This is a genomic window from Thioalkalivibrio nitratireducens DSM 14787, assembly GCF_000321415.2.
Classification (GTDB): Bacteria; Pseudomonadota; Gammaproteobacteria; order Ectothiorhodospirales; family Ectothiorhodospiraceae; genus Thioalkalivibrio; species Thioalkalivibrio nitratireducens.
On the sequence record NC_019902.2, the window covers coordinates 1,236,930 to 1,254,721 of the forward strand.

Here is a 17,792-nt window from a genome sequence, read left to right on the forward strand (position 1 = left end):
GGCTATCGTCCGAATGCCTCGTGCAGCCAGTGCCGGAAGCGATCCATGCCTGTGCCGGTGAACTCGCCGTCGGGCCAGACCCCGGGCACGAAACCGCGTTGAATGAACGGTTCCAGCAACGCGGGATCGCCGCTGACGACGTGTACCGGGACCGCCGGACTGGGGTCGCGGCCGGTGATGATGGATGCGGGCTGGTGGTCGCCGATCAGGACCAGCAGGGTCCGTTCGTCGGTGTAGCGGACGGTGTAGGCGCCGGCCACTTCCAGCGCGTAGGCAACGGAATCGGCGTAGGCCTCCCGGACCCGGGCGGGATCCCGCCAGACGGCCTCGGGGGCCTCGCCGCTGCCTTCCCACTGCCGGAACACGGAACCGTCACCGATTGCGTCCCAGTCGTCCAGGACCGGCAGCACCGGTACCCAGGGTGCATGGCTGCTGACCAGCGCGAGCTTGGCGAACACGGGGCGATCGTCGCTGCGGCGTAGTTTCTGCTCGAAATGGGCCCAGACGTACTGATCCGGAATGGTCACCCAGTTGAACGCGGGGCCGGCATAGGGGATGTCGCCGGCCCCGAGGATCTTGTCGAAGCCGTACCAGCGGCCCTCGGGCCAGGAGCGCACGATCGCCGGCATCACTGCGAGCGTGCGGTGTCCCGTCCGCTCGAAGTCCCGGACCAGCGTCGACCGTTCGGTCCCGAGCAGCAGTTCGTAGCGCGTCTGGCTGGAGATCCAAAGGCCGCTCAGCAACGAGGCGTGGGTGAGCCACGACTGCCCCCCGAACATCGGCGCGTTCACGAGGCCGGTCGCCACGTGCAGCCCCGATTCGTCGGCGCGCCGCCCGAGGGCGTCGAGCCGCGCGCCGACCACCGGGGAATACCGGTCGTCGAACAGCGCCGAAACCCCGTAGGATTCGATGAAGCCGACGATCACGTCGATTCCCGCGAGCCCTTCGAGGCGGGTTCCGGACCCATCGTCCCGCTCGCGTTCGAGTTCGGTCTCGAAAGCCAGGCGCTCGGATCGGGCCTCGCGACCGAACCGGAACTGGTCCAGTACCAGGGTGATGCCGGGTGTGATCGCGCGCGGCAGGTTGGGTACGGCTTCGCCTGCGTGGAAGGCGGTGGTCCCGGCGGCGCCGACCAGGATCAGCACGGTCGCCAGCCCGGTCTGGGCGGTGCCGCGGCCGCCGGGCAGGCGGACGAGCAGGCGCGATACCAGCAGTCCGATCGCGGCCACGGCCAGCAGTACGAGCAGCGCGGCGAGCAGCGCCCCGGGCAGCGCTACGTTCCCCGCCGTGAGGTGGTAGACCGAGCGCGCCAACGGGTAGTCGACATAGAGGTTCACGGGGCGCGACAGACTCAGGCGCGCAAAAGCATCGGCCAACGTCAGCAGCGTGAGAACGGCGAACAGCCATCCGGCAAGCCTGGCGATCCGGGTCGTCCCGCGACCCGGCGGCAGCAGCGCGAACAGGCCCGCCAGCAACGCCGCGTCCAGTGCCAGCCAGTTGGGACCGAAACCCGCGTGCCGCGGGATCTCCAGCGCCAGGAACAGCAGGTTCAGCAGGCCGAAGATGATCAGCAGGCGCAGCAAGAGGCGTCCTCACCACAGGTGGCACGGGTTGAAGCCAGCCCCCCTGTGCCTGGGGGACCATTGTTCCGCTGGGGGACTGTCCCGCGGGATTCAGGTTGGGCTTCGCCGGGTCGGGGTAGCCGCGGCCGGCCGGGTCGGCATGACGCATTCACCCAATGGCGGATCACGTTTCGTTCCTCCGTCCTGCGGGCCGGCGAGAGGGGACGGATTCTTTCACGTCAGCTGCCATCGCCGGCAGTCATCCCGTACGTTGAAGTGGCGAGCCACGGCACGCTTGGAACATGCCGAAAAGACATCGAGCCCATTCCGTTTCCCGTGTTTTTCGTGCTATTGGGTCGCGAACGTTCACGTTGATGGATACTGGGCGCTGAGGGCAGGGTACAGGGCAATCGCCCCGAACTTCGAGATGCCCCGTCCCTGCTGTGACAACGCATGGTGCGAAGTCAGCGGAGAGCGCATGACTGGATGGAGGAGATGGATCGGGCTGGTCCTGGCAGTGGCCTGGCTGGCGATCCCCGCGCACGGCGCCTGGGGCGCTGCGTCGCCCTCCAACGCGCAGGTCGAGACGCTGTTCGAACAGGTTGCCGCGCGGGCGCGGGCGGCGGCCGGCTCGCCCTACCAGGCACCGCAGGCGACGCTGCCCGAACCCCTGGCGGAGATCACCTACGATCAGTACCGCTCGATCCGTTTCCGACCCGAGAAGTCTCTGTGGCGGGGCGAGGCGCGTTTCGAAGTGCAGTTCTTCCACCCGGGCTTCCTGTTTCGCCACCCGGTGTCGGTCTACGAACTGCGGGACGGAGCGGTCCGCGAGGTCGCGTTCGACCCTGCGATGTTCCGCTACGACGGGGACGCCAGCGCCCTCGCGGGCGTCGCGTCGCGGGATCCGGGATTCGCGGGATTTCGACTCCATTTCCCCATCAATACAGAGTCCTACAAGGATGAGGTGATGGTGTTTCTCGGGGCTTCGTATTTCCGCCTGGTCGGGCCGGGGCAGGTTTACGGGCTGTCGTCGCGCGGCATTGCCATCGACACCGCGGAGCCTGCAGGGGAGGAGTTCCCGGCGTTTCGGGCGTTCTGGCTGGTGCGACCGGAGTCGGGTGCCGATACGGTCACCGTGCTGGCGTTGCTGGACGGCCCCTCGGTAGCGGGTGCCTACCGATTCGATCTCCACGTCGGGGCCGAGGTGACCGTGTCGGTCGACAAGCGACTGTTCGCGCGCGAGGATGTGCGGAAACTGGGGGTGGCACCCCTGACCAGCATGTACTTTTTCGGCGACGCGAGCGTGCGCGCCTACGATGATTTCCGGCCCCGCGTGCACGACTCGGAGGGATTGATGAAGCACGGCTCCACGGGCGAGTGGCTGTGGCGCCCGCTCAGCAACCCCCGGTATCTGCGGGTCAGTTCGCTGCGCGACGAGCGCCCTCGTGGTTTCGGGTTGGTGCAGCGGCGCCGGGAATTCGGTGCGTACCTCGATCTTGAAGCCGAGTATCACCGCCGGCCCAGTCAGTGGGTCGTGCCGCTGGGAGGCGACTGGGGCCGTGGCGGGGTGGAGTTGATCGAAATCCCCACCGATTCCGAGACCCACGACAACGTCGTCGCATTCTGGGCGGGCGACCGCGCATTCAGGCGCGGCGACCGGCGGGAGTACCGCTACCGCCTGGTGGTGTTCGACGACCGCCCGCCGGGGCAGCCGCCGGCGCGGGTGACGCGCACCCGCTCCGGCTGGGGGGCGGTACCGGGAGTCGCGGATTCCCCGCCCCGCACCCTGCGCCGGTTCATCGTCGATTTTGCCGACAGGGAGCTCGAGCAACTGCCGGCCGGGGCCCAGCTCGAGCCCCGGATCGATGCCCGTTCGGGAAAGATCGACGACCTGCGTGCGCGCCGGCTGCCCGATGGTTCGGGCTGGCGCGCATCGTTCCTGCTCGCCCCGGAGGGCGGGCGGCCGTCGGACCTTCGCCTGGCTCTTCTCCACCAAGGCCGCCCGGTGACCGAAACCTGGACCTATGTCTGGTATCCCGATGAACGCTGAACCCGGCAACGTCACCGATCGTGCGGCACGGGCGGCTGGCCGCGGGGAATCGATGCGCCTCGCCGCGCCGGCCGTGCGCGGGCGGCAGATCCTGTTCTTCGGGGTGGTGCTGGTCACCGCGCTGGGCGGCACGGCGATGATGGCAGGGGTGCTGTCGGCGGGCGGCTTCGGCCCGTTCGAGGTGTTCATCCTGGGGCTGTTCGCGATCACCTTTTCCTGGATTGCGGCGTCGTTCTGGACCGCGATGGCCGGTTTTCTGCTGCACGCTGTGGGCTGCAACCCGCTGAGCCTGCGCCGGCTGTCCGCCCGCACGAGGCGGTTCGCGGATACGCCCCTGCGCCAGCGCACGGCGGTCGTGATGCCCGTCTACAACGAAGCCCCGGACCGCGTGATGCACGGGGTGGCGGCGATGTGCCGGTCGCTCGCGGCGACCGGGTGCGCCGATGCCTTCGATTTCTTCCTCCTCAGCGACAGCAACGATCCCGCCATCATCCGGGCCGAGGAGCGTGGCGTCGCCCGTCTGCGTTCGCGGCTGCCGCCCTCGCTGCGGCTGCAATACCGGCGCCGCCGGGCCAATACCGGTCGCAAGGCCGGCAACATCGCGGAGTTCTGCGACCGCTGGGGCGCCCGGTACGAATACATGGTGGTGCTGGATGCGGACAGCCTGGTCGAAGGCCTGACGCTGGTGACGCTGGTTCGCTACATGGATGCCAATCCGCGCACCGGCCTGATCCAGACGTTGCCCTTGCCCGCGCGACAGGAGACGCTGTTCGGGCGCTTCCAGCAGTTCGCCAATGCCGTGCACGGCCCGATCCTGGCCGCCGGACTCGCCTTCTGGCAGGCGGACGGCGCCAACTACTGGGGTCATAACGCGATCATCCGGATTCGGCCGTTCATGGAGCACTGTGGGCTGCCGATCCTGCCCGGCAGGCCGCCGCTGGGCGGGGAGATCCTGAGCCACGACTTCGTCGAGGCCGCGTTCCTGCGCCGCGCGGGCTGGGATCTGTGGCTGCTGCCGGGGCTGGGCGGTAGCCACGAGGAACTGCCGGGGAATCTGGTCGACTTCGCGCGACGCGACCGGCGCTGGATCCAGGGCAACCTGCAGCACCTGAGGCTGCTGCGCGTTCCGGGGTTGCAGCCGCTGAACCGGGTGCATTTCCTCTTCGGAGCGGTCTCCTACCTGTCGTCGCTGTTCTGGATGTTCATGCTGGCCGCCGCCACCGGGGCGGCCAGCACCGGACCGTCCGCCAGCATCCCCGTCGCCGAACCGTCACAGCCGATGGCCCTGGGGCTGCTGGCCGGCACGCTGGTGTTGCTGCTGCTGCCCAAGTTGCTCGGGGTGATGCTGGCTCTGGTTCGGGCACCTGCCGCGTTCGGGGGGCGGATGCGGCTGGCGGCCAGCGGACTGCTGGAAACCGGGTACTCGGTGCTGATTGCGCCGGCGATGATGGCCTTCCACACGATGTTGATCGGTGCCGTCCTGGCGGGGCGCAACGTGACCTGGTCGGCCCAGCCCCGCGAAGGCCGGATGGTCGGCTGGGCCGAGGCATGGCAACGCACCGCCGCGCCGGTACTGGCCGGCCTGGTCTGGGGGCTGCTGTTGGCATGGTCCGCCCCCGGGTTCCTCTGGTGGGTGGCCCCGGTGCTGGCCGGATTGCTGGCGGCGCCACTGCTGGTGCGCAGCAGCGGCAGCCGCAGAGCCGGTGTGTGGTTGCGGGAAAGGCGGCTGCTGCTGGCCCCCTGCGAGCTGGAACCGCCGCCGGTGATCGCGGCCGTCGACGGGATGGAGCGCCGGCCGCGAGCCCGGCTCCGCTGCAGCGGGGTCCCCATCCGGCAACGGCCGTGGCCTGGGACGCAGGGCGCCTGCGCAGGGCGGCGGGCGGTTCCTCGTGAAGGCGGGAAGTTCGGGGCCTATGGAGCACAGCCGCCGGACACACCCGGAGCAACGCGGGCAACCCCAGGAATGGCCCAGCCATTTCCACGACCGGCCCAACGCAGCGCCGGCGTGTGTGGCGAAGCAATCGGGTGATGCACTTCCCGAATGGCCTGTTCGCACACGCCCTTTACTGGCGCTGGCGCAGCAGGCTCATCCGCTCCATGACCCCGTCCCGGCGGATCTTCCAGTGGTAGATGGCGCCGGCCACATGCAGCACGATCAAACCGGCCAGCGTGATTCCGACGATGCGGTGCCATCCGAACAGCCTTTCGGAAAGTGCCTCGTTCTCGCTGATGAACCCCGGCAGTAGTTCGATGTGGAAAAAATGAACAGGAAATCCACCGGAGGCTGTGGCCAGTACGCCGAGCACGGGCATCACCAGCAACAAGAGCACGTAGAACAGCGTGTGGACGGTCCGGCTCGCCAGACGCTGGAAAAGGGAGAGCGGCACCGCGTAGGGCGGCTTGTCAAACCACAGCCGGGCGATCAGTCGCAGCACCATGAGGCCGAGGATCGATAGGCCCAGCGTTTTGTGGGCGGTGTAAAAGAAGTCGGTACCCTGCGCCCCGAAAGTGGCACGCATGCCCTCGAAGCCGAGGAATCCGATCGTGCCCCCGGCGATCAGCGCCAGTATCACCAGCACCGCAATCAGCCAATGCAGCATCCGCTGTACCAGGGCGTAGCGCGGCAGCGTGGCGGGTAAATCGGTGCTCACTTCAGAATGGTTCATGCTGACTCCCCTGGATCCCGTGACCCGACTGATTTCAACCTCTTATCGACATTGGCGGGACGGCTCCGTCGTTGCCCCCGCCTTCCCCGCAAATCCCCACTTCGATGCGCCCTCGGGCGCAGCGTCTTCTGGCACGAGACACCCGGATTTGCACGCTGTGCCCCCCTTTGTCTGAGGCGCACCAGCGGCTCGATCCGGAGCTTTCCCTGGCGAAGCAATGTTCCGAAATCCGATCCGCGTTCGAATGAACGCGGACTCGGGGCTCCAGCCTCGTGCCCGAGTTCTCCTCTGGTGGCATACAGAGCATAGTTGCTTCCAGCGCGCTGCGGCGAACGGCGGCATTCGCCCCGAGCACTCTCGGTGTCATGCCGCCTTGACAGCGCTTGACAGTGCCTTGACCGGAACGTCCGAGCAGCTTAACCTTTGCGCTCGGCTCGGGCGGTTAGCTCAGCGGTAGAGCACTGCCTTCACACGGCAGGGGCCACTGGTTCGATCCCAGTACCGCCCACCAGAGAACCCGCGAAACGGGAACCGGCAATGACCGCCGCGTTCCCGTTTATCGCCTGGCGGTCAGGGCATTCGCGGCATGCGGCGCAGGCTGCTGTCGGCACGGATGTCGGCGAACCACTGGCGCCAGGTGCGGTCGTCGGCCAAAAGCGGACGGCAGCGCCGCCCGGCGGAGTATCGATCGCCCGCAGTGCGTCCCCAAGAGGCCACTGCCGGGCAGCCAGGGCAGGTTTCTCTCCGTCATCCGCAATAATCAGGTTCTCCGGCGCCGGGAAAGGCGGTACCTGCGGTTTGCGGCTCGGACCTGGACCCACACCGGTAGATTGCCCAGGCCCCTGGCGGCCTACGGCAGCGCAATGAAAGATTCCGGCAGAGGTGACGAGGACGACGCGGCCCGTTGCTGCGAACCGGAAGGGCGCAGCAGTCCACGCCCATTTTCCCGTGAGGTTCACCCAAACGCTGCTGTAGAGTTTTTGCTGTTGCTGGCGGGAACGATGACATGGACGTTGTCGGCGGTGCCTTCACCCGGTTCGAGGGGCGTGTGCCGGTCGGTTTAGGCGGTTGGCCGCTCGCGTGGAACGAAAAAACCCCGGAGGGGACCCCCGGGGCTTCTGTCGCTCGGCAACCGACCCATCCTTGGACCGTCCATGATGCTGCCGGGTCATCCATGACTGCCGTCTATGGCGACGGAGGCATTTTCCATCATTGGGCTGTGGGAATGCAACTCTCTGGCTAAAGTGCACGTTGACGGCCATTCGCGGAGCCCGTCCACGTGCAGGAGGGCGTCTCCGACCTGTCGGGGCTGTAGAAGGCGAGCCCCGTCGTCGCGTCGTGCCGGGAAACGGGGAGCTGGGCTGGTCTTGTAGGGGCGTGCCTTGCACGCGAATGGGCGTTGCGTGAGGGGCCGGCGTTCGGTGCGCCTGCGGGGCGCGGCCGGTGCCCGGGGCATTCCGGGTTACCAGCTCCACACGAGTGGAATCAGGGTCAAGGCCACGGCCGCGGTGGCCAGGTTCATGGGGATGCCGGCGCGCAGGTAGTCGGTGAAATGGTAGCCGCCGGGGCCGTAGACCATCAGGTTGGTCTGGTAGCCGAACGGGGTGGCGAAGCTCGCGGAGGCCGCGAACATGATCGCGATGGCGAAGGGCAGCGGGCTCGCGCCGAGATCGCCCGCGACGGCGAACGCGATCGGGAACATCAGCACCGCAGCAGCGTTGTTGGTGATCAGCGCGGTGAACACCGCAGTTGCCAAGTAGATCATCGCCAACTGCGCCCAGGGATGCGGGCCAGCCAGGCCGGTCAACGCGTGTGCCAGCGTCTGGGCCAGTCCAGTGGTTTCCATCGCGGCTCCTACGCCGAAGGCCGCGGCAATGGTGAACAGCACCGGCCAGTCGATGCTGGAGCGGGCGGTTTCCAGTGTGACGCAGCGGGTGACGACCATCAGCGCAGCTGCGGCAAGGGCGGCCTCCAGCATGCTCAGCAGGCCGGCGGTCGCGCTCGCAACCATCGCGGCCAGAATGCCCAGCGCCAGCAGCCCGCGCTCGTGCCGAGGCGTGGCGGAGCCGTCGATCTGGCTGATCAGGAAGAAGTCGCGCCGGTTGCGGTTCTGTGCGAGAAATGCCGGGCCGGCCTCGACCAGCAGCGTGTCGCCGGGGCGCAGGCGGATCTCGCCGATCTTGCCGCGCAGGCGTTCACCGTTGCGGGCCACCGCGATGACGACCGCGTTGTAGCGGTTGCGAAAGCGTCCGTCGCGGACCGTTTCTCCGACGATCGGGCAGGTATCGGACACCACGACCTCGAGCAGCGCACGGTCCGCGCGGTGGCCGTCGAGCTTGAATACCTGGTGGGTGGCGGGGGTAAGGCCGCGCATCTTCTGCAGGTCGACCATTGAGTCGACCACGCCGACGAAGATCAGCCGGTCGCCGCCGCGCAAACGTTCCTGCGGGGATACGGCGGGGAGCAGCGTGCCGTCGCGGTCGATCTCCATCAGGAATCCGCCGGGCAGGTTGCGCAGGCCCGCCTCCTCGATGCTCCGGCCGACCAGCGGCCCTTTGGGGTCTACCAACATTTCCAGGGTGTATTCGCGCGGATCGTCGATCTCGCCGATGGCCGGCCGGCGGTCCGGAAACAGCCAGCGGTTGCCAAGGAGCATCAGCGCCAGCCCTGCCAGGGTCACCGGCACCCCGACCCAGGCCACGTCGAAGAGGTTCAGCCCGGCACCGGTGCGTTCGATCAACAGGCCGTTCACGACGAGATTCGTGCTGGTGCCGATCACGGTGATGGTGCCGCCCAGGATCGCCGCGAAGGAGAGCGGCATCATCAGCCGTGAGACCGGAAACCGGAGCTTGCGCGCCCAGTCGGCGACCGCCGGAATCAGCATGCCGACTACCGGCGTGTTGTTGAGGAAGGCGCTGATGAACGCCACCGGGGCGGTGAGCCGGAGCTGTGCTCGGCGCAGCGAGCGTGGCCGTCCGAGCAGCCGGTGTCCGATCCATTGAATGCCACCGGTCTCGCGCAGTCCCGCGACGACCACGTACAGCGCGCCGACAGTGATCACGCCCTGGTTCGCGAAGCCCGAGAAGGCCTGTGCGGGGCTGATGATTCCGGTAAGCAGCAGCAGGACTACGCCGCCGACGAAGACGAGATCGGGCGCCGCGCGGCTCAGGGAGAGCACGACGAGCATGCCCAGAATCAGGGCGGCGGTGAACCAGGCTTCGATCGGCATGCGGGTATTCGCGGTTCAAGCGGGGCGTGGGGGGCGGTGCGGGTCGACTGCCCTGGCGTGCATCCTGCGCCGGCACAACCTACGCGGTAACGGGGCACAGCCTTGTTGGTTGTGCCGAAGGCACAACATGCCGGGCGTCGGTCGTGCCCCGGGCGCTGGGGGTGTGGTGGCGTGGGGGTGAGGGTCTGGGGTTTGGCGCGCCTGCGGCGCGAATGGGCGTTGCATGCTGTGCCTGCTGCGTCGGCACAACGCACGGAGGTGGGGCCGGGGCCGGTGCGCGCAATCTCGTGGCACTGCGTATGAACCGGGCGGCGATGGCCTGCCACTCGCGGATGTCAGGTGCTCGTTCCCGGCTGCGGGTGCGCGAGAATCTGATCGATCACGCGTTGCGCTGCCGCGCCGGGATCCACTTGGCTGCTGTCGATGCGCAGTTCCGGGGCTTCGGGTGGTTCGTAGGGCGAGTCGATCCCGGTGAAGTTCGCCAGCTCGCCCCGGCGGGCCTTCCTGTACAAGCCCTTCGGGTCGCGCTCTTCGGCGACCGCCAGCGGCACGTCGACGAACACTTCGAGGAACTCGCCCTCGGCCAGCAGATCTCTCGCCATGCGTCGTTCGCTGCGAAACGGCGAGATGAACGCGGTGAGCACGATCAGACCGGCATCCACCATCAGTTTCGCGACTTCTCCGATGCGGCGGATGTTTTCGACGCGGTCGGCCTCGGTAAAGCCGAGATCCCGGTTCAGCCCGTGGCGCACGTTGTCGCCGTCCAGCAGGTAGGTGTGGTACCCAAGCAAGTGCAGGCGCTGCTCCACATGGTTGGCGATGGTGGACTTGCCGGACCCCGACAGGCCCGTGAACCAGATCACGCAGGGCCTTTGCGCCTTCTGCCGTGCACGCGCGGTCTTGTCCAGATCGACGTGCTGCAAATGGATGTTCTGCGCGCGCCGCAGTGCGAAGTTCAGCAGGCCCAGTCCCAGCGGGTCGTCGGTCTCGCGGTCCAGGATCACGAAACGGCCGGTGGCCGGGTTCTCCGTATAGGGGTCGAACGCTGCCGGGCGGTCCAGGCTGATGTTGCACACTGCGATGCTGTCGGCGCTCAGCTGATCTGCGGCGAGGCGCTCGAGCGTCTCCGGATTCACCTGGTATTTGATGTCGGTGACGGTGAGTTCGGCCCGCTGTGCGCCGATGCGTGCGGCGTAGCGGCGGCCCGGGAACAGGGGTTCGTCCGTGAGCCAGAAGATCCGGGTCTCGAACTGGTCGGCGACCAGCGCCGGGGCTTCCCCGCTGGACACGATCGCCCCATCGGGCAGTTGGAGCGGAGGATCCAGCGTGAGGTGGACGTTCTCTCCGGTGCGCGCTTCCTGCTGCGGGCCGTTCCTGCCAAAGATTCCGGTAACGCGGCTCTCGCGGCCCATCGGCTGGGCGCGGATGCGTGCACCCGAGCAGAGTCGGCCGCTTGCGACGGTGCCGGCGCAGGCGGCCCGGTCCCCGGGCGCAGCGATTGCGGTCTGCGGTTGCGGCGTGTGCCGAGCCGACGTCTGCGGCGAGCTCGGCAGGTCCGGAGTGCGGGCGGCAACGGATCCGGCGGCTGGTTCGGGAACCTGCGCTCGGGCGGGCGCCTGAGCGTGAACCACCAGACGGAACGGGCGGTCTTCCTCGGTCTGATGTTCCAGGGCTCCCGTGCCCAGCCACTCGGCGAGGCTCGGGCCCGTGTACCCGGGACTCGGCGCGGCGGACGTGGAGTCGTGGCCGCTTCGGTCGGTATCGACCGGGATGGTCGCGTGGACCCGGACGCCCACGCGCTCGGCGAAGTCCGCGAGTTCGCGCGCCAGCGCGTGCAGGCGACCCTCTGCAAATCCGGAGTCGCCCAAGCGGTCGACTGCCAGTGCAAGCCTTGGCACGCGCAGCTGTGCCAGCAGGTAGACCTGCTGGCACAGGGCGGGGGTAAGGCCGGTATCGGCGTCGGTGAGCAGTACGACCGCATCTGCCGTGCGCAGCGCGTCGAGGCCGGCGAGGTCCGGCGCGCCGTGGCGCAGGATCCCGGTGATTTCGACGCGCGGCGCTCGGGCGTTGCCGGGCATGGAGGCCTCGGCTGCTGCACGGAATTCGTGTTCCGGCGCGGCGCCAGGACTCGCGACCGGGGGACGGGCGTTTCCGGTGCGCGTGCGCAGGTATTCCACGAGCGTCGCGACGGCGGGTTCGCGCATGCCGCCGACGGCCACGCGCAGCGGCCGGTCGATCAACGGAATGCTGCCAGATGGGCCCGCCATCGCGGTTCCTGTTCGGGACATGAAGGCTCCTCGCTCCCTGCGCATCGATCGCCCCCTCGACAGGAGCGCGGTTAGTCTCCCCGATACGGCCCAGGGCTTCAAGCCATTGGATCCGCGGGCGTTGCCGTTCGTCCCGGACGTGCAGCGGGCGCTGGGGTGCCTCGGGATCCGGCGTTGTAATGCCGTGCTCGTGTTGTGCCTCCTGCGTCGGCACAACCTACGCGGACTGGCCGGTTGCACCGTCCCGGGGTCGCGATTGGCCGTTGCGCGCTGCGCGGGGCCCACCGGAATCCAATGAAGAAAGCCCCGGAGGGGTGACCCTTCGGGGCTTCTTGTCGCTCGGCACCGACCCGTCCGTGGACCGTCCATGATGCTGCCGGGTCATCCATGACTGCCGTCTATGGCGACGGGCCGATTATCCCGGGTTGTGCTGTGGGAATGCAAGCCCTTGCCACTGGTGTTTACACGGTCGGTTGGGCCGAAGGCGTAACTTCCCGGGGGCTGGTTGTGTCCCCCGGGATCGGGGGTGGTGTCGGCTTGGGCTCTCGGCGATCCATATCAGGACGGCAGAGCGCAGCGTCATCCGCCGACCGGCGTTTGTGCCATCCCGGTGCCCGCGGCGCCCCCGGCGTGGGAACGGCGGATGACGGCTTGCAGCCTTGTCCGCCCTACGCTTCTGTCATGGTTGGGGTGGGGCCGGGATCGGCGCGATACCCCCTCCCCAGCCCTCCCCCGCAAGCGGGGGAGGGGGGGGGTATCGTCAGGGGTGGCGCGGGGCCATGACCGTTAACCCGGTGCTGCAGGCGGGGAAGCGCCCGTCGTCGATACGAGGCGTTACCATGCGCGTTCGGTGAACCGCGGATCCAATCCGCGCGACAGCAAGGAGCTCAAGCATGAGTGAACGTATTGACCGCCAGGCACTGGATCAGCTCTTTTTCGATGCCCGTACACACAACGAGTGGCAGGATCGTCCGGTCCCCGATGCGTTGCTGCAAGAGCTATACGACACTTTCCGCTGGGCGCCGACCAGCGCCAACTGCAGCCCGGCCCGGATCGTGTTCGTAAAGAGCCCCGAGGCGAAGGAGAAGCTGCTGCCGGCACTGATCGAGGGCAATGTCGAGAAGACCCGGGCCGCGCCGGTGACCGCGATCATCGCCTACGATCTGGACTTCCCCGAGTATCTGCCACGACTGTTCCCGCATACCGATGCCCGTTCGTGGTTCGAGGGGAACGAGCCGCTGATCGAGTCGACGGCGTTCCGCAACGGCAGCCTTCAGGGGGCGTACCTGATTCTGGCGGCGCGCGCTTTGGGGCTGGACTGTGGCCCGATGTCGGGGTTCGACCCCGAGAAGGTCAACGAGGCTTTCTTTGCCGGTACACGGATCCGTGCGAACTTCCTGTGCAACCTGGGCTACGGCCGGCCCGAGGCGCTGTTTCCTCGCGGCCCGCGCTTCGATTTCGACGACGTCTGCCGGATCGAGTGAGGCGGGTCCAACGGGCGGACGCGTCCGTTGCACGGGCGATCTGTGCAGCCGGCTTGCGTGGGGGATCCAGCGCCGTCGGCACAACCCGGCGGGTTGATACGGGCAGTCCGCGGTCTGGTTGCCGCCACGGTCATGGCTCAGGCGGCCACTCGAACTGCGACGTTGGAGACGCGCTGGCGGAAGACGCCGAAGGCCGTCATTGGCCGCTCCCGCGCGGGGGATTGCCCCAGGCTGCCGCTGTAGTCCCGACGCCGCGGCGAATGTGTCCGGCAAGCGGGCGAGGGGGGCTTGCAGGCGCGCTGCGCGCGATCCTCGCGTCAACCGGATGTGGGGGGCTGGTTTTCCTGGCGGGCGATCTGCGCCTCGAGGTCCCGGATGCGGGCGCGGATGTCGTCGAGTTCCGCCTGTTTGCGTTCTTCGCGTGCCTTCAGTAATGCCAGGTAGTAGCGGGGGTAGCGGGCAAGAACCCGCTCGAGCAGGTTGAGCAGCAGCGCGATCCGGTAGGCGCGGGTGAGCAGTACCCGCAGGCGCACGGTCTGGAAGATCTTGCTGACCTTTGCGAGGCGCAGCGCGCGGAACAGCGCGAGACTGCGCAGAAAGGCGACGAGCGGGAGCACGATGATCAGCAGGTTGATCCAGTGTTCCCGGGCGTACTGGAGTTTCTTCGGTGCGACCGAGATCATCACCATGAACTCCAGCGCGAACGCCAGCCAGATCACCGAGGTCAGCGTATGCAGCGTCCACGCGAGGACGGGCGAAGACTCGATCTCCGCGTGAAACAGGAACTCCCCGACGAGCACCGGCAGAATCAGGAACGCGACGACCAGCATCGGGATCGCGAGGCCCAGTTCGAGCCGGTGGAACAGATTCTCGTCGCGTTGCTGCCAACCGACGCCGGGCAGCCACAGCCAGCGAGCCGGTGCGTGCGGCGACAGCGCGACTCGCAACGGCGGCAACAGCAGCACCAGCAAGAAACGCTTCCGTGCGGACCGGGCGTCGTCGCGGCGCCAGGAGATCAGGGCTGGCAGGCTTTCCAGCACGATCAGGATCCAGCACGCGAGCAGGGCCCAGCGCACGCTGTCCACTGCCCAGATGCGGGTGCTGACATCCTCGGAGACGCCGCCATGTGGCAGCACCAGGCCGAGTAGCAGCAGCATGACGAGCGAAACGAGGAACATGAGTCGCTCGCGCCCGGCAGAGCCGGACCGCGGACGCGGGCTGTCGGCTGTCATTCCGGCCTCCGGAACTCGGGGGGGCATAGGGTACCGGCTCCGCGAGCCGGCTGCCCATCGTCCGGCCGGCCGGCGGGGCCGGGCGCCGGAGGCGATGCGTCGGGGGTGGTGGGGTGCCGCCGCGCCTGGCAGCGCACCCGTGCGGGTCTGGCGATTACATCGCGACGACGTGAGACGATCCGCGGTTCGCGTGTCGGCGACGCGTCGGGCGGACGAGCGCAGCGCCCCCGGCCCGGGCGGTCGCGGCAACCCCGGCGCGGGAATCGCGGATGACGGCCTTCGGCCCCTTTCGCCCCAGGTTTCCGTCGTGGCCGGGAGCGGTGGCCACGCGGCGCCGAGTGGGCGGAGGAATCGTGATCGTCGGCAAATCTGATATCTTCGGGGCACGACGAAGCCGACTCCAACTCCCGCCCCTAAACCGGATTGCCCCCCGTGACCGCCCCACAGACCCCGTTCCGTCAGCGCCTGCTTGCCGAAGCCGTGCGCATGGAGGAAGACCGCCTTGGCCGCCTGATCGAAGACCCGGCCGCCGAGGCCCGGGCGCGCGAAGGGGGCGGGGACTTCGAGCAGCGCATTCTCCGGCGCGCGGTCGCGATGGACCTGGGGCGGCGGCTCGCCACCTCGCTGGAAAACATCCGCCAGGTGCGCTCCTGGCTGCTGGTGCTGGTGTCGGTGCTGGCGTTCCTGGCGGGAGTTGGCGCCGCCGTGGGCGTGTTCAGCCAGGAATCGCAGATCAATATCCTGTGGGCGCTGTCCGCGTTGCTGGGGCTGCAGTTGCTGATGCTGCTGCTATGGCTGGTGCTGATCCTGTACCGTCCCCGCGGAGGAGGGGGGCTGCTCGGGCGGGCCGCGATGGGGATCGTACATCGGCTGGGGCGGCGCCTGTGCCGTCAGCCCGAGGCCGGCGTGGTGCTGGCCGCGGGCGTGGGGCTGTTGCGCCGCGACGGCCTCGGCAAATGGATCGCGAGCAGCCTCACGCATGGACTCTGGTTCCTGTTCTCTCTGGGTGCGCTGCTCGGTTCGATGTTCGCGCTGAGCGTGCGCCAGTACGATTTCGTCTGGGGCACGACCCTGCTGACCGAGGGCAGCTTCGTGGCACTGGTTGCGATGCTGGGTGCGCCGGCGCAGGGGTTGGGATGGCCGGTGCCGGATCCCGCGGTGGTGATGGCCAGCCGAATCGGCGAGGCGAGCCCGGCGGGCCGCGAGCTCTGGTCCGCGCTGTTGCTGTCCGCGCTGGTGTTCTACGGCCTGGTGCCGCGGCTGCTGCTGACCGGGCTGAGCGTGGTGCTCGCGCGGCGTGCGTTGCGGCGGCTGCGGCTGGACACGAGTCTTCCCGGATACGCGCGTCTGTCGGACCGGCTGGGCGCACCGGCACGGTCGATCGGGGTGCTCGATCCGCAGCCGCCCGACCCGGGCACGGTCGTACCCGCAGCCCGTGGTCGGCCCGGCCCGGTTCGCGGTCCGGTGCGCCTGATCGGGCTCGAACTGCAGCGCACGGACGAGGACTGGCCGCCCCGGCTGGCCGGCGTCGACTGGATTCCGGTGGGGCGCGCCGACGACCGTGCCCAGCGCCGGGACGTGCTCGCGGCGCTGCGGTCGTGGCCGGATACCGAGGGCGTGGTGCTGGTGCTGTGTTCGTTGGCACGAACCCCGGATCGCGGTGCCGAGCGCTTTCTTGCTGCCGTCTGCGAACAGAGTCCGGTGCCCGTCTGGGCGGTGCTCGACGAGGCGCGGCTGCTGCGTTCCCGCGGCATCGATCCAGCGGCCCGTGCCCGCCAGTGGCAAGCGGCGGCGGGCCGCGCCGGTCTCGATTACGTGCTGGAGGCGGAGCTGGATGACCCGCGGCATCCGGGTACCCGCGAACTGGCGAATCTGCTCGGACAGGGGGTCGCGCCGGCATGAGCGACCTGCTGAAGATCGTGGTGGTCGGGCATACCAATACCGGCAAGACCTCGCTGCTGCGGACGCTGTCACGGGACGAGTTCTTCGGCGAGGTGGCCGACGAGCCGGCGACCACCCGGCAGGTTGAGGGCATGCAGCTGCTGCTGTCCGACGGGGAGCCGGTGATGGTATTGCTGGACACTCCGGGACTGGAAGATCCGGACGGGGTGCTGGATCTGCTCGACCGGCTTGCAGGCGACGCGCGCTTCGACGGTCCGGAACGGATCCGGCGCTTCCTGGCGAGTCCCGAGGCCGGAACGTTGTACGAGCAGGAGGCCAAGGTCCTTCGGCAGATGCTGCAAAGCGATGCCGCGATCTATGTGATCGACAGCACCGAGCAGGTGCTCGGTAAGTACCGCGAGGAGCTGACGATCCTGACCTACTGCGCGATTCCGGTGTTGCCGATGCTGAACTTCGTCGCCGATCCGGGGAGCCGGGAAGCCGAGTGGCGGGAGCAGCTCGCGCGGGTGAACCTGCACGCGGTAGTCGCCTTCGACACCGTCGTCTATGACGAGATCGGCGAGCGTCGCCTGTACGAAAAGCTGCGTACGCTGCTGGACCGCTACGACGAGCCGCTGCGGCGCCTGATCGAGGACCGGCGACGGCACGGTGAATGGCTGCGCCGGGCGGCCTCCGAATACCTCGCGGAACTGCTGATTGATACCGCCGCCTGCCTGCGCGTGGTGCCGGGTGATCTGGATGCGACCAAACTGCGTGAGCGCATCCTCCGCAACCAGGACGACGTGCGTCAGCGCGAGCAGCGCAGCGTCGACGCGCTGCTGCGCCTGTTCCGCTTCAGCGATGCGCATTACGATCACCACGGCCTGCCACTGGTGAACGGATCCTGGGGTATGGATCTGTTCAATCCCGATGCGCTGAAATATTACGGACTGCGCATGGGCGGGGGCGCCGCCGCTGGCGCCGCGACCGGGGCGGCAGTCGATGCTGCGACCTTTGGTGCGACCCTGGGGCTCGGGACGCTGAGCGGGGCGGCAATCGGTGCGCTGCTCGGGACGTCGCTGCCGATGCGTCGACGGATCTGGGGGCGGCTGCACGGCCTGTCGGAATGGCGGGTATCCGACGAAACCCTGCGCCTGCTGGCGCTGCGCCAGATGACGCTGATCCGGGCTTTGCTGCGCCGTGGCCACGCCGCACAGGCGCCGCTGTCGTCGAAGGCCGACCCTGACGACCGCTGGACCCGGGGTCCGCTGCCGGCACCGGTGCGCGAGGCGCGGCTGAAGCCCCAGTGGTCGCGTTTGAATCCGGACGTCTTCGATCCCGAGCGTGGCGATCGTCAGCTGGCGGTCCAGCGCCTGACGGACCAGATCCTCGCCGACCTCGTCGGCCCGCACGCCGAGTGA

At 68.4% G+C, this 17,792-nt stretch carries 10 protein-coding genes and 1 tRNA gene; 6 read left to right on the forward strand and 5 right to left on the reverse strand.

Going from position 1 to position 17,792, the window contains the following annotated elements:
* Positions 1 to 2: 2 nt before the first annotated feature.
* Entirely contained in the window at positions 3 to 1,583 is a 1,581-nt protein-coding gene (locus tag TVNIR_RS06000; protein ID WP_015258097.1) for an alkaline phosphatase family protein, read from the reverse strand.
* 457 nt (positions 1,584 to 2,040) lie between these two features.
* Between TVNIR_RS06000 and TVNIR_RS06005 the strand changes: the two genes are divergently transcribed.
* Both TVNIR_RS06005 and mdoH read left to right on the forward strand, forming a co-directional pair.
* Positions 2,041 to 3,612, forward strand: a complete 1,572-nt coding sequence (locus TVNIR_RS06005; protein WP_015258099.1) for an OpgD/OpgG family glucan biosynthesis protein — start codon at positions 2,041 to 2,043, stop codon at positions 3,610 to 3,612.
* On the forward strand, positions 3,602 to 5,641 hold the full coding sequence (gene mdoH / locus TVNIR_RS06010; protein ID WP_169794292.1) for a glucans biosynthesis glucosyltransferase MdoH: 2,040 nt from the start codon (positions 3,602 to 3,604) through the stop codon (positions 5,639 to 5,641). The genes TVNIR_RS06005 and mdoH overlap by 11 nt, the downstream gene beginning before the upstream one ends.
* Positions 5,642 to 5,675: 34 nt before the next feature.
* Here mdoH and TVNIR_RS06015 read toward each other — a convergent pair whose 3' ends face one another.
* Positions 5,676 to 6,278: a cytochrome b gene (locus tag TVNIR_RS06015; protein WP_043739449.1), complete on the reverse strand. Its 603-nt coding sequence runs from the start codon at positions 6,276 to 6,278 to the stop codon at positions 5,676 to 5,678.
* A 436-nt stretch (positions 6,279 to 6,714) separates the two neighbouring features.
* On the opposite strand from TVNIR_RS06015, the gene TVNIR_RS06020 reads away from it, so the two are divergent.
* A tRNA-Val gene (locus TVNIR_RS06020) sits at positions 6,715 to 6,789 on the forward strand.
* Between the two features lie 951 nt (positions 6,790 to 7,740).
* On the opposite strand, the gene TVNIR_RS06025 is transcribed toward TVNIR_RS06020, so the two are convergent.
* Together TVNIR_RS06025 and cysC are read right to left on the reverse strand one after the other, a co-directional pair.
* Entirely contained in the window at positions 7,741 to 9,507 is a 1,767-nt protein-coding gene (locus TVNIR_RS06025; protein ID WP_015258103.1) for an SLC13 family permease, read from the reverse strand.
* A gap of 335 nt (positions 9,508 to 9,842) precedes the next feature.
* Entirely contained in the window at positions 9,843 to 11,795 is a 1,953-nt protein-coding gene (gene cysC, locus TVNIR_RS21095) for an adenylyl-sulfate kinase (RefSeq protein WP_015258105.1), read from the reverse strand.
* An 872-nt stretch (positions 11,796 to 12,667) separates the two neighbouring features.
* Here cysC and TVNIR_RS06035 point away from each other — a divergent pair.
* Positions 12,668 to 13,258: a malonic semialdehyde reductase gene (locus TVNIR_RS06035; protein ID WP_015258106.1), complete on the forward strand. Its 591-nt coding sequence runs from the start codon at positions 12,668 to 12,670 to the stop codon at positions 13,256 to 13,258.
* Between the two features lie 317 nt (positions 13,259 to 13,575).
* Here TVNIR_RS06035 and TVNIR_RS06040 read toward each other — a convergent pair whose 3' ends face one another.
* Positions 13,576 to 14,490 carry a potassium channel protein - like protein gene (locus tag TVNIR_RS06040; RefSeq protein ID WP_157092205.1) on the reverse strand — a complete coding sequence of 305 codons (915 nt, stop codon included), beginning with the start codon at positions 14,488 to 14,490 and terminating at the stop codon, positions 13,576 to 13,578.
* Between the two features lie 432 nt (positions 14,491 to 14,922).
* Between TVNIR_RS06040 and TVNIR_RS06045 the strand changes: the two genes are divergently transcribed.
* The gene (locus TVNIR_RS06045) at positions 14,923 to 16,392 is read left to right on the forward strand and encodes a DUF2868 domain-containing protein (protein ID WP_015258108.1); all 1,470 of its coding nucleotides are present in this window, start codon (positions 14,923 to 14,925) and stop codon (positions 16,390 to 16,392) included.
* Positions 16,389 to 17,792, forward strand: coding sequence for a GTPase/DUF3482 domain-containing protein (locus TVNIR_RS06050; protein ID WP_015258109.1), 1,404 nt, complete (start codon positions 16,389 to 16,391; stop codon positions 17,790 to 17,792). The genes TVNIR_RS06045 and TVNIR_RS06050 overlap by 4 nt, the downstream gene beginning before the upstream one ends.